At 31.8% G+C, this 12,700-nt stretch carries 15 protein-coding genes and 1 riboswitch; of the genes, 9 read left to right on the top strand and 6 right to left on the bottom strand.

Going from position 1 to position 12,700, the window contains the following annotated elements; all coding sequences use genetic code 11:
- Window positions 1–185 precede the first annotated feature (185 nt).
- The 3 genes from AAA453_RS11985 to AAA453_RS11975 all read right to left on the bottom strand — a co-directional run bounded on the left by AAA453_RS11985 (window position 186) and on the right by AAA453_RS11975 (window position 2,126).
- Entirely contained in the window at window positions 186–452 is a 267-nt protein-coding gene (locus AAA453_RS11985; RefSeq protein WP_069817957.1) for a hypothetical protein, read from the bottom strand.
- 221 nt (window positions 453–673) lie between these two features.
- Window positions 674–1,210 (bottom strand): GNAT family N-acetyltransferase, encoded by a 537-nt coding sequence (locus AAA453_RS11980; RefSeq protein WP_069833002.1) that lies wholly within the window; start codon window positions 1,208–1,210, stop codon window positions 674–676.
- A 490-nt stretch (window positions 1,211–1,700) separates the two neighbouring features.
- A complete protein-coding gene (locus tag AAA453_RS11975; RefSeq protein WP_002508195.1) occupies window positions 1,701–2,126 on the bottom strand; it encodes an organic hydroperoxide resistance protein in 426 nt (141 codons plus the stop codon).
- A gap of 178 nt (window positions 2,127–2,304) precedes the next feature.
- Between AAA453_RS11975 and aroD the strand changes: the two genes are divergently transcribed.
- Both aroD and AAA453_RS11965 read left to right on the top strand, forming a co-directional pair.
- Window positions 2,305–3,024, top strand: a complete 720-nt coding sequence (gene aroD / locus AAA453_RS11970) for a type I 3-dehydroquinate dehydratase (RefSeq protein ID WP_427705162.1) — start codon at window positions 2,305–2,307, stop codon at window positions 3,022–3,024.
- 66 nt (window positions 3,025–3,090) lie between these two features.
- On the top strand, window positions 3,091–3,630 hold the full coding sequence (locus tag AAA453_RS11965) for a nitroreductase family protein (protein ID WP_427705160.1): 540 nt from the start codon (window positions 3,091–3,093) through the stop codon (window positions 3,628–3,630).
- A gap of 146 nt (window positions 3,631–3,776) precedes the next feature.
- Here AAA453_RS11965 and AAA453_RS11960 read toward each other — a convergent pair whose 3' ends face one another.
- Entirely contained in the window at window positions 3,777–4,097 is a 321-nt protein-coding gene (locus tag AAA453_RS11960) for a thioredoxin family protein (protein WP_427705157.1), read from the bottom strand.
- A gap of 143 nt (window positions 4,098–4,240) precedes the next feature.
- Here AAA453_RS11960 and AAA453_RS11955 point away from each other — a divergent pair, with 143 nt between their 5' ends.
- From AAA453_RS11955 to AAA453_RS11925, 7 genes are all read left to right on the top strand, one after another.
- Complete coding sequence (locus tag AAA453_RS11955; RefSeq protein ID WP_069817961.1) at window positions 4,241–4,594, top strand: arsenate reductase family protein; 354 nt, start codon at window positions 4,241–4,243, stop codon at window positions 4,592–4,594.
- Window positions 4,595–4,763: 169 nt separating this feature from the next.
- Window positions 4,764–5,144 (top strand): glycine cleavage system protein GcvH, encoded by a 381-nt coding sequence (gene gcvH, locus AAA453_RS11950; RefSeq protein ID WP_069833005.1) that lies wholly within the window; start codon window positions 4,764–4,766, stop codon window positions 5,142–5,144.
- Window positions 5,145–5,448: 304 nt separating this feature from the next.
- Window positions 5,449–5,841, top strand: a complete 393-nt coding sequence (locus AAA453_RS11945) for a toprim domain-containing protein (protein WP_056935399.1) — start codon at window positions 5,449–5,451, stop codon at window positions 5,839–5,841.
- On the top strand, window positions 5,838–6,137 hold the full coding sequence (locus AAA453_RS11940; RefSeq protein ID WP_021339857.1) for a thioredoxin family protein: 300 nt from the start codon (window positions 5,838–5,840) through the stop codon (window positions 6,135–6,137). Before AAA453_RS11945 ends, AAA453_RS11940 begins: the two co-directional genes overlap by 4 nt.
- Before the next feature lie 55 nt (window positions 6,138–6,192).
- Window positions 6,193–6,300: riboswitch (SAM riboswitch) on the top strand.
- Between the two features lie 85 nt (window positions 6,301–6,385).
- Window positions 6,386–7,411, top strand: a complete 1,026-nt coding sequence (locus AAA453_RS11935; RefSeq protein ID WP_069833006.1) for a methionine ABC transporter ATP-binding protein — start codon at window positions 6,386–6,388, stop codon at window positions 7,409–7,411.
- Complete coding sequence (locus AAA453_RS11930) at window positions 7,404–8,099, top strand: methionine ABC transporter permease (protein WP_002508186.1); 696 nt, start codon at window positions 7,404–7,406, stop codon at window positions 8,097–8,099. The genes AAA453_RS11935 and AAA453_RS11930 overlap by 8 nt, the downstream gene beginning before the upstream one ends.
- Window positions 8,100–8,123: 24 nt before the next feature.
- Window positions 8,124–8,939 (top strand): MetQ/NlpA family ABC transporter substrate-binding protein, encoded by an 816-nt coding sequence (locus AAA453_RS11925; protein WP_427705155.1) that lies wholly within the window; start codon window positions 8,124–8,126, stop codon window positions 8,937–8,939.
- Between the two features lie 1,444 nt (window positions 8,940–10,383).
- On the opposite strand, the gene AAA453_RS11920 is transcribed toward AAA453_RS11925, so the two are convergent.
- Together AAA453_RS11920 and AAA453_RS11915 are read right to left on the bottom strand one after the other, a co-directional pair.
- Window positions 10,384–11,412 carry a hemolysin family protein gene (locus AAA453_RS11920; protein WP_427705152.1) on the bottom strand — a complete coding sequence of 343 codons (1,029 nt, stop codon included), beginning with the start codon at window positions 11,410–11,412 and terminating at the stop codon, window positions 10,384–10,386.
- 212 nt (window positions 11,413–11,624) lie between these two features.
- The gene (locus tag AAA453_RS11915) at window positions 11,625–12,470 is read right to left on the bottom strand and encodes a DUF368 domain-containing protein (RefSeq protein ID WP_069817968.1); all 846 of its coding nucleotides are present in this window, start codon (window positions 12,468–12,470) and stop codon (window positions 11,625–11,627) included.
- Between the last annotated feature and the right edge of the window lie 230 nt (window positions 12,471–12,700).

Genomic DNA, 12,700 nt, shown 5'->3' with positions numbered 1-12,700 from the left:
TTTGAATCCCCCCCTATCTGTCCAATTATAGCGCTTTCATTTGATTTGTAAAATGAAAAATAGAAACTTATATAAACTTTTTTAGAAAAGTTAATTTTAAAATAAAAGTGCATCTATTGATCAATTTAAATTAATCAATAGATGCACTTGATAGAAAAAAGATGAAGTTATGTATAAGAAGGAAGCTAACCTATAAAGCCCATTACATATGTTTTCCACATTGGATAACTCATTAGAATGAATGCGAAGATGGATACGAACATAGCAAAGATATTAGCTACACGATCGCCACGTATACAAGCGTATAAGTTAAATAAGAAAACACCTAAGATAAATAAAGCGCCTGCTAATATTGCCATATCACCTTCGATCACTTTGTTAACAGCTAGTAAAGGTGTAGCTAAAGTAATTAATGATAAGAACAAAGATAGTAATGTAGTAGCATATTTCAATTTGCTCAGTCCTTTCTATAATTGGAAAGATAGTCTATTAATGTGCATATGTTGATTGTAAGTATAACTTATTAAAATAATATTTCTAAATGATTTTGATTGCAAGCCATTATAGGAAAACTTTTGAAAAATTGCCTTAATTCGATGGTTTTGTTACATAGAGCGAGCTATTGTGAATATGAAATAAATATAACATTATTTCATATACAGGTATCAACAATTTAATTGAATAATTCTAAATCATTGTCTTTAAAGTAATATATTAACCAATGTTCATCGACGTAATAGTTCTCATATTTTCTAGCATGTTCTTCTAAAAAGAGTGTATCAAAATTGAGGTTGCTGAAAAATACTTTTCCACTAATGTTATTTGAAATGAGTGAAGTTAATAAGATTTCTATTTCTTTGTCATGGCATATTTGGAAAATATGACGCATTAATAATTTAGAAATGTGATCTCTTGAATCATCGTCATGACCTTGGACACACATGTTTTCCATTATTGCTTTATGAGATAAGCTATATTTTTGTCTGTGAATTAAAGTAGCTGCACCAACTAATTCATCTTGTTCAAAGGCACCAAGCACTGCATAATCAGATGTTTGTGAAGAAAGTAATTTTTCTATATTTAATTCAATTAAGCATTTTTCATTTTGCAATTTCCATGCAAATACTTCAAGTTCTTTGTGGATGCCCTTTAATAAAAAAGCACGATAAATAGATGAATCTTCACTTGTTAAGTAACGTATATCTGTCATTGAATGCCTCCTAAACTGTACAAAGTGTATATAATAAAATAATTAATATTCTGACATTTTGTTTATAATACTATAGTAAAAGAAATGATTGGGCAACTTTTCCATTTACTTATGTCAAAAATATAATTAACTTAAAATTCCTATGATTAATAAATTCATCACTATAAATTTTCTCTGTAAATTAAATTTGAATTTTAATGAATTGAAATTGATTTGACCTATTATGATATAATATAGTGGTATATACTAAAGTGGAGGCAAGACTTTTGGAGGCATTAATTATAATTATTGTTTCTTTGACAGCACTTATCCTGGTTTCTTTTGCAATTTTAGTTGTTTATTTTTTCACTCAATTTAGTGATGATGACAATTAAATACCCAGACAGAGAATACTAAAGACATCAAGAAATAAGAGGGCAGAAACATCAAAGCACAAAATAACCCCCAGACTCGAGATAGAGTCTAGGGGTTAAATTTTATATATTAAATACTAGTCAACAACTTCTACGTTTAAATCAACGTCAATGTTGCCACGTGTAGCTTTTGAATATGGACAAAATTCGTGCGCGTCTTGTAAATATTTTTCAGCGTCTTCTTGAGATAATACGCTTTTAACTTTAGCATCAATTGAAACGCTTAGCTTAGGACTTTCAGCATCTGGATCATCTTCTAAACGCACAGTTAGAGTTACTTCTGGTTCAGCATCTCTCACTTTGTTTTGTTTTAAGATTAAATCGAATGCACCGTTAAAGCATGAAGCATAACCTGCTGCGAATAATTGCTCAGGATTTGTACCTTTTTCAGCGTCAGCTTGTGCTGGTGGAATAACCGCTACATCAATTGCTTTATCATCTGTTTGAACGTGTCCGTTACGGCCACCTGTATTTGTTGCTTTAGTTTCATAATTTACTGCCATTTTATTACCTCCTTAATGACTTACTATTACTGTATACCCGTAGAATAATTTTTAAATCATATAAAATTCACTCTTTGATTAATACTGTCATTTTATAAGTTAATGTATATTGATTGTTTTATTTTTGAAAATTGTTATACAATTATTTTAATCACAATAAATAAAGGAAGTATTAAAAATGACTGAAGTTGATATAGCTGTTACGATAGCGCCAGAAAAAGAACTTTCACAATCTACTATAGAAGACTTAATCAAATTTCAAGATTCAATAGAAATCATTGAATTTAGAATAGATCAGTGGGCGGATTTTGATGTGAACCAAGTGTCTAAAGTAGTAGACAATATCTATAATTTAAATTTAGGGAAAAAGATACTCGTCACTTATCGTACTTCTTCACAAGGTGGAGAGGGCACGTTACCATATGAAGCATATTTGAACGCCTTAGCTGAAATAATAAATTTAACACATGTTGATTTAGTTGATATTGAATTTGAACCTGGGAAATCAGCACAACCTTTGATAGATTTAATTGCACAATCTAAAAGCAAACAAATCCAAGTAGTATTGTCTTATCATGACTTTAAAAAAACACCAGCACTGGAAGCTTTAAAGCATCTTTACTTTAAAATGCACCAACTTGGACCAGATTACTTAAAAGTTGCAGTAATGCCTCTTGGTAAACAAGATGTGCTGAATTTATTAAGTGCGATGTCAGAAACGTCTGATTCAGTTCCTCAACAAGTGATTGGCATTGCAATGTCAAAATTAGGTCTAATATCTAGAACTGCACAGGGGTTATTTGGAGGCACTGTAACGTATGGCTGTCTTGATAGTCCTAAAGCGCCAGGTCAAATTCATGTTGAAGCGCTAAAACAACAATTAAAGTTATATGAGTAATTTGAAAATAATCGTGACCTATCTTATAATTGAAAATAATTATCAATAGTGAAAGGGCGATATTATATGGAACTGCAAGATGCAATAGCACAACGTCGTAGTATTAAAGTGTTCAAAAGAGATATGAAGATAAATGATACAGCTTTATATCAAGCTATTCGACAAGCTACTGATGCACCTAATCACGGTTTGAGAGAGCCATGGAGAGTTGTTCATATTGCTAAAGATAGATTAGGAGATATGAGTAAACAACTTACAGAAATTGCTTTTCCTAATCTGAAGAAAAAACAAGAAGATCATTATAATGTAGCTACAAATCTTGGTGGCATGCTAGCGCTAGTCTTAAAAGAAGATCCAAGACAAAAACAAAATTTAGAAAATTATATGGCATTTGGAGCTTTTACTCAAAATTTAATGCTTCTTTTACATGAAGTTGGTATTGGTACCTGTTGGAAAACGCCAGCATATATATTTCAACCTGAAATGCGTGCGTTATTTGGAGTGAAAGATGATGAGAGCTTAGTTGGCTTTTTGTATCTAACTGATTTAGAAGATGAAGTACCGCATAGAGAACGTCACGTTAATAATATAATTGATAAATTTTAACTATCATATAAAAATTGCAGTAAAGTAAGTAGTCATTTAAACGACTGTTGAGATAAATAAAGGCCGCATTGAAATTAGAATTCAATGCGGCCTTTATTTATCTTTGAAATGTATGTCTCAGATTATCATCTGCAACACTGTATGATTTATTTGAATGTTTCTGCTAAAAATGATTCAACTTGTTCTGGAGATTTTGCATTTGCTGAATGTAAATGAGCTAATTTTTCTCCATTTTTGAAAACTAACAAGCTTGGAATACCCATTACATCATTGTCAGACGCTACGTCTTCTAATTCATCACGGTTTACTGTGAACCATTGGTAATCATTATATTTTTCAGTAATTGGGTCGATCCACATATCCATAGCTTTACAGTCTGGACACCAGCCTGCTTCAAATTTAACGATCACAGGATTATCACTTTGTATTGTTTCTTTAAAATTGTCTGTAGTATTTATTGATTGCATAGTATAACTCCTTTGTTTTAGATATTATTAGCCCTATTATAACTGACAATTAACCATTATTAAAAAAATCAGCCTGAAATTAAGAGCGTTTTACGTAGAAATTTGATATATTAGTGTTAACTAGACATAGGAGGTACAGCATAATGATAAAATTTTACCAGTATCCTAATTGTACAACTTGTAAGAAGGCCGCTAAGTTCTTACAGGAGTATGGTGTTAGTTTTGAACCTATTGATATCGTTCAACATACACCTACTAAAAACGAGTTTAAAGATATTATTGAAGCGACAGAAATTGATGTTAACAAACTCTTTAACACACATGGCGCAAAATATCGTGAGCTTGGATTGAAAGATAAGTTGAAAGATTTAACGTATGATGAAAAGTTAGATTTATTGGCTTCAAATGGTATGTTAGTTAAAAGACCACTAGCTATTTCAGGAAATAAAGTTACAGTTGGATTTAAAGAAGACCAATATAAGGAAACTTGGTTATAAAATAAATTTTAATTTCATAATTAAATAAGTGGTTATAATAGTGATTGTGTAAACGCTTCATCTATTGCTATGAAAAAGATTTGATTGAATTATGTTATCGAGAAATAGTTGCTTGAAAGCTTTTCATATGGCATCATTAATATGTAAAATCATTTAGGAGGGGATTCTTGTGGCAGTACCGAGTGAATTTAAATATTCTAAAGAACATGAATGGGTTAAAATTGAAGGCAATACAGTAACAATTGGTATAACTGAATATGCTCAAGGTGAATTAGGAGATATCGTATTCGTTGAATTACCAGAAGTCGACGATGACATTAACGAAGGTGAAACTTTTGGTAGTGTTGAATCGGTAAAAACAGTTTCAGAACTTTACGCACCTGTTACTGGGAAAGTTGTCGAGTCTAACGAAGAATTAGAAGACAGCCCAGAATTCGTAAATGAATCACCATACGATAAAGCATGGATGGTAAAAGTTGAATTAAGCGATCAAAGTCAATTAGATGAATTATTATCTGCTGAGCAATACTCAGAAATGATTGGTGAATAAAAAATAAAGTGCGAACTCCATGATATTGATTATCTTGGGGTTTTTTTAATAAGAATATTTATTTTATATGCTTTTTGTCAAAAATAAACATGTATAAAGTGAGCTATAGTAGAGCCTAGCTTAGTAGAACTAAAGAACAGATATTATATAAGAAAAAGATCATCTGATTAGATGTCTTTAAATGACAAAAATCATTTTCAATAATAAGATAAGATTAGGAATATGTAAATTATGTTTATAGTCGCTAAGTATTGTGAAGAACTAAGTAGATTGAACAACTATCAACATTTAGAGGGTGGATGTCATGACGATACTAAACCAAGTGATCATTGTCGAAGGCAAGTCAGACAAGAAACGGGTAAAGCAAGTTATTGATCAGCCAATTGATATCATATGTACGAACGGTACTATGGGCATTGATAAAATCGATGAAATGGTTGAAACTTTATATGATAAACAAGTGTATATTCTTGTGGATTCAGATAAAGAAGGTGAAAAGATACGGAAATGGTTCAAACGATATCTCAGTGAAAGTAAACATATACGCATAGATAGACAATATTGTGAGGTTGCTAGATGCCCTAAACCATATTTATCCAGAGTACTGCGAAAACATGGTTTTTCTGTAAAAGATGCAGAAAAAGTAGCTAAAGCAAAATTAGATTATATAGCTGAAAGGGTAAGTTTATTAACATGAATGTAACAAGTGAACACCGTGCAGATGTGCACGAACATGAAGAAAAAGAAAAATATTTAATATTTGGTTATACACCAACGTGTGGAACTTGTAAAGTTTCAGAACGCATGTTAGATATAGCAAATGAAATTTTGAAGCTACCAATTACGAAAATAGATTTGAATTTTCATCCTGATTTTAGCCAAGCGCAAGAAATACAATCTGTACCTGTGCTCATGCTGATGTCTAAAGGTAAAGAACAGAAAAGAATTTACGCATTTCAATCTGTTCCTTATTTGTTAGAAAATTTAAAATAGTTATTGACGAAACATGAGTGCGATGATAGGATTAAAAATAATTAAATAAATGATACTCTTATCAAGAGTGGTGGAGGGATGTGCCCTTTGAAGCCCGGCAACCGTCTGAATCAGAAATGGTGCCAATTCACATGAAGTTATAATTAACTTTGGGAGATGAGAGAAGCGATTAATGCTTTCTCTTTTCTTCACTGCATAAAAGGGGAAGCATTTTTTAATTGATAGTGTAATACAAGGAGGCAAGTGTGATGATTGAATTAAATCAAATAGTCAAAAGGTACAAAACAAAAAAACACGACGTACTAGCTGTAGATCATGTTGATTTAAGCATTCAATCAGGCTCAATCTTTGGAGTGGTTGGTTTTTCAGGAGCGGGGAAAAGTACTTTAGTAAGACTCTTGAACAATCTCGAGCAACCTACTTCAGGTGACGTAATTATTGATGGAGATAAGATTGGTGATTTATCTAAATCAGATTTAAGAAAAAAACGTCAAAAAGTGAGCATGATTTTTCAACATTTTAATTTACTGTGGTCACGAAATGTATTAAATAATATTACATTCCCGCTAGAAATTGCTGGTGTTTCGCGTCGTGAAGCGAAGCAACGTGCTTTAGAATTAGTGGAATTGGTAGGACTAAAAGGAAGAGAAAATGCATATCCATCGGAATTGTCAGGTGGTCAAAAGCAACGTGTCGGTATTGCGCGTGCATTAGCTAATGAACCTACTGTATTGCTTTGTGATGAAGCAACAAGTGCGTTAGATCCTCAAACGACCGATGAAATTCTAGAATTATTATTAAAGATTAAAGAAGAACGAAATTTAACAATCGTAATCATTACACACGAAATGCATGTCATTCGACGTATCTGCGATGAAGTCGCTGTTATGGAAAGTGGCCGTGTAATTGAACAAGGCGAGGTTACAACTGTCTTTGAAAACCCACAACATGCAGTAACAAAACGCTTTGTGAAAGATGATTTAGACGATGATTTTGATGAATCTATCACAGATTTAATATCATTAAAGGAAAATGATTATGTAGTTCGCTTGAATTTTACAGGAAGCAATACTACGGAGCCGTTAGTATCATACATAACTAAGACGCATAATATTGATGTAAATATATTGGAAGCTAATATTAAACATACGAAAGATGGTTCAATCGGCTTTTTAGTAGTACATTTACCAACAGTAAATTCAGAAAAATTCGAAAAGTTCAAAAACGATTTAGAAGCGCAACACGTTTCAGTGGAGGTGTTAAAGCATGGGTAATTCGTTTGGTGACATACTCCGTGAGATGGTTACTATGCCAAATATCAGTTGGGACGAAGTTTGGTTAGCAACATATGAAACAATTTATATGACTGTAATAGCAACAGCATTTGCTTTTGTTTTAGGACTGATTTTAGGTGTTTTACTCTTCTTATCAGCTAAAAGTAAATCACCAGTTGCAAGAGTCTTTTATAGTGTAGTTTCATTTATCGTAAACTTATTCAGAGCGATACCATTCATTATTCTCATACTCTTGTTGATTCCATTCACAAGTTTAATATTAGGAACAATCAGTGGACCAACTGGGGCTTTACCAGCATTGATCATTAGTGCTGCACCGTTCTATGCAAGATTAGTAGAGATTGCATTTAAAGAAATCGACAAAGGCGTAATCGAAGCGGCTTGGTCAATGGGTGCAAATACATGGACAGTAGTAAAAAAAGTCCTTTTACCAGAAGCAATGCCAGCTTTAATATCTGGTATTACAGTTACTGCAATTGCTTTGGTTGGATCAACAGCAGTTGCGGGTGTAATTGGTGCAGGTGGTTTAGGTAACTTAGCGTATTTAACTGGCTTCACACGAAATCAAAATGACGTCATATTTGTATCAACAGTTTTAATACTAATTATTGTATTTATCATTCAATTTATTGGTGACTGGTCTACAAATAAAATAGATAAACGATAAATTTTTAAAAGGGGACTTTATTATATGAAAAAAATATTAAGTTTAGTTTCTGTAGCAGCTTTAGCACTTTTATTAGCAGCATGTGGCGGTGGCGGAGATGAAAAAGATAAGACAATTACAGTCGGAGCTTCGCCAGCACCGCACGCAGAAATATTAGAAAAAGCCGAACCATTGTTAGAAGATAAAGGTTATAAATTAAAAATCAAAACGATTAATGATTATACAACACCGAATAAATTATTAGATAAAGGTGAAATTGATGCGAACTTCTTCCAACATACACCATATTTAAAAACAGAGAAGGAAGACAAAGGCTATAAAGTGGAATCAGCAGGAAACGTTCACTTGGAGCCTATGGCAGTATACTCTAAAAAACATAAAAGTTTAAAAGATTTACCAAAAGGCGCAACAGTATACGTTTCGAATAATCCAGCTGAAGAAGGACGTTTCTTAAAATTCTTCGTAGATGAAGGACTTATTAAATTAAAAGATGGCGTTAAAACAGAAGACGCTACGTTTGATGATATTGTAGAAAATAAAAAAGATATCAAATTTAATAATAAACAATCTGCAGAGTATCTACCTAAAATTTATCAAAACGAAGATGCTGATGCTGTAATTATTAATTCAAACTTTGCAATTGATCAAGATTTAAGCCCTAAAGATGATTCGATTGTTCTAGAGAAAGCAAAAGACAATCCTTATGCGAATTTAATTGGCGTAAGAGAAGGTCATAAAGATGACGAGAAAATCAAAGCGTTAGTTGATGTACTCCAATCTAAAGAAATTAAAGACTATATCAACAAAGAATACGATGGTGCAGTCGTACCAGCAAAATAACATCAAATTTCATGAAGAATCCTTTAACGACAACGGTTTGAGGATTCTTTTTTATGGTTGTAAGAATTGAAAAGGGTAGTGTGTACAAATTATCGAATATAAAGCATGAAAAATACGCCCAAATTTGGACGCATTAACCAAGTTTTACTTGTTCAAGTTTGTTCATCATTTTCTTAGATAATTGTTCTATAACACTTTTTAAAGATATGGCTATGACTTAATATTTGTGAAGATACTTCTTTTATAATCCTTACATATTTAACAGTCGTTCTTAAAAGTATGTAAAAGCGTCTAAGTTGTATAGGATTGCCTTTGTGATTCGTTAACACAAAATTGCTATTTCGGTAATAATTGTCATTCCACTTTGACTCTTTCTTGTTTTTTAATTAATTCGATAGTAAAAATTAAAGATGAGAATATGAGTGTAGGGGACATTATTATTATGAAATAGGGCACACATCATTTAAAGTAACTTATGTATATTGCAAAGATAACTAGAAATGTAGCAAATATTCCATGTAAGATTAAAAGTAAATAATACTGTTTATCAGTCATGGGGGTAAAGTTGTTCCGCTTAACTCTTCTATTATTTTCCCAACGAAATATAAAAGCCCAAAAATAAGCGTATACAGGTATGAAAATAATCCCTAATACAATAGCAGCTAGTAAACCCATAATAAATCTCCTTTTTTCTTAAGGATATCATAAATTATATATTCGATTGTCAAAATATATAATTGCAAGGGTATGTACTTTTGACGTTCGTACAATATAAAGCATAAATAAAAAACTATAAAATATTGTTGTGGTTAACTTGAAAACAGTAATGACAGATTTAAAAATAATATAGCAGCCACAAGAGAATGTGGAAACTAACTATAGCTGTGTAAAGAATTTATAAAGCGAATTGTAATAAAAAATTGAAACATGCGATGCATACTTATCTCATATATTTGAAATAGTGATCTCAGGTGAGTAAAATAAAAGAATGGAAATAGATTGATTGAGAAAAAATCAGTTTCATTTTCAATGGGAGAACTAACAAATTAATGGTAAGCTTTCTATAATAATGGAAGGTTTATGTATTGATTATATATAGAATCACTAAAATATCACTTTCGCTGTTGATATTTTATTTAATAGCTCGGAGGTTATGGGATGCTTTTATATCATTAAATGATTTAAAAGTAATGGGACATATACTTCCGGGTTATTTTTTCGTCTTTTATCTTGATTCTTACAAGACGCTTGACCAGATGGGACTAATATAGTGCTTGCAGAATACTTCAATACGAAAGACAGTAACCGTGTCTTAGCTGAACGCTTCTGAGATATAAAATAATAAGATTGTACTTAAAGAACTACAAAAAACCACCGACAAAGTTGCTTAACTTCGTCGGTGGTTTGTCTACGTTTGAAATACTGTTTTAATTAAAGTACATATTTAGACTAAATCATGCTCATCTTTAATGTCGCCAACTATATTTTCTAAAATATTTTCCATGGTAATCATACCAATAGGATTACGATTTTCATCTTCGACAAGTGCGATGTGGATTTGATGTGATTTCATCAGCTCTAGTACATGATGATATTTAGTATTAAGACTTACTTTTAGAATATCATTTGTAATATCTTCAAGGGTCGTTAAATCATCATTTAAAAAGTCCTTAGCATGTAGATAACCAACAATTTGAGTTGGCTTATCTCTAAATACAGGGAATCTTGTGTAATTCGCATTATTTATATAAGCTTTTGTTTCATCTACATCACTTTTAATATCAATAACTGAAACTTTATCGAGAGCAATATAACCATCTTTAATCGTCATTTCATCAAAAGCAAATGCACGATTGATATGCGTTAATTCATTTTCAGAGATTTCTCCGCCTTCATGACTTTCTTTAATCAATAATTTTAATTCTTCTTCGGAATGGTAGAGTTCACTTTCTTTAGCAGGTTGCATACCAAACATCTTTAAAATTAATCGCGCTGAACCATTAAGTATATATATAAATGGATAAAATAATTTGTAAAACATGATCATTGGCTTAGCTATGATTAATGTAATTTGTTCGGCTTTTTGAATCGCAACTGTCTTAGGTGCCATTTCGCCGACTACAACGTGTAAATAGGTTGCAATTACGAAAGCGCCAATTAAAGTGAAGACATGTATCATCGAATCTGATAAACCTAAACTACTGAAAAGCGGGTGTAACATAAACTCAAAAGTCGATTCGCCGACCATACCGATGCCTAGAGCGGTAATTGTTATACCTAATTGACAGGCAGCCAAGTATTCATCTAAGTGTGTTACTACCTTTTGTGCTGAAAGTGCATTTTTATTATTACCTGTTGCAAGCGAGTGGATTCTCGATGTTCGAACTTTGACTATTGCGAACTCAGAAGCGACAAAGAATGCAGTAAGTATTAATAAAATAATAAACGTGATTAAACTAATAAGGGTTCCCAAATATTAATTAATTCCTCCAATATTTTCTGATTCAATCTAAAAAAGATTGAAAGCTTATTATATAAAAAATGAGTGTAGTTATCCACTGTCAAGATTTACATATTTTAAAAAAACTAAATTTATTTTTTGTGCCGCCGGAAAATTTGTGGAAAACGGACTTTAAAAATGCCATCGAGCATTATCGATGGCATTTAAAATTTATATATTTGATTTTAATCTTTTGTAGTGCGCCCTAATTTATAACTAATAATAAAACCACAAACCAACGTTATGATTGAAATAATCCATATTAAAATAGAATGTGGGAGGCCAGGAAATACCGCGTATAGTGAACCTACTACGAAACCAATAATTAATGCGTAGGTTAAGTAAGTATGGTAAGTCAGTAAGTGTTGGATAATTTTACTGGAAAATAAGAAACCGGCAATAACACCTAAACCAACTGAAATTAATACAGGAATGGCATTAAAGTTTAGCGAAATAAATTCTGAGAGTGCATACATTACTGTACCGTAAACTCCAAACACCAATAACATAAATGAACCTGATATACCTGGAAGCAACATAGCACTAGAGGCACACGCACCAGCAATAAAATACTTAATGAAAAGACCAGTTGAAAGCTCTAGTGTTTCGCCTGCATGCTTGTCGCCGTTATTTAATAAAGTAATGACAACAATTATAATGATGCCCAACACAAGAAGTGAATAGTGTTTAATATTAAAAGTTTGTTTAAAGCGAGAAGTATTTAATAAATATGGGATGATGCCTGCAATTAAACCAACAAAAAAGAACATCGTGGGTACTGTGTGTTCACTCAGTAAGTAATTGATAACTTTGCTTAATAAGCCTATAGCTAGGACCATTCCTAAACCAATTGGTATTAAAAATTTTAAACTTTCCCAAAAGCGTTTAGAAAAAAGACCGCTGATAGAACGAATAAAGTCGTCATAAATACCAAGTAAGAGGGCAATAGTGCCTCCGCTCACTCCTGGAACTAAATCAGTTGTTCCCATAGCAAACCCTTTACTAATATTTGACCATTTTATTTTTGACATGATAGTCTCCTTTGGATTGAAAATATATAAATGATAATAGCATAAAAGTGAGCATGAGAATATTAAAATCAATGTAAAAAAAATATTGTTTATCACATATAAATGAACACTGACTCTTTTTTAAAAAGATTATAGGCATTGAGAACAACGATGATATTATTATCAGTTACGAAAACCTAAGAATCCCTATCGAAAATGATTGTGTTTTAATAACGATTTTAATTTAGCTC

Origin of the sequence: Staphylococcus parequorum (assembly GCF_039237145.1) — a bacterium.
Taxonomy (GTDB): domain Bacteria; phylum Bacillota; class Bacilli; order Staphylococcales; family Staphylococcaceae; genus Staphylococcus; species Staphylococcus equorum_A.
This window is presented reverse-complemented; position numbering and strand designations above follow the sequence as displayed.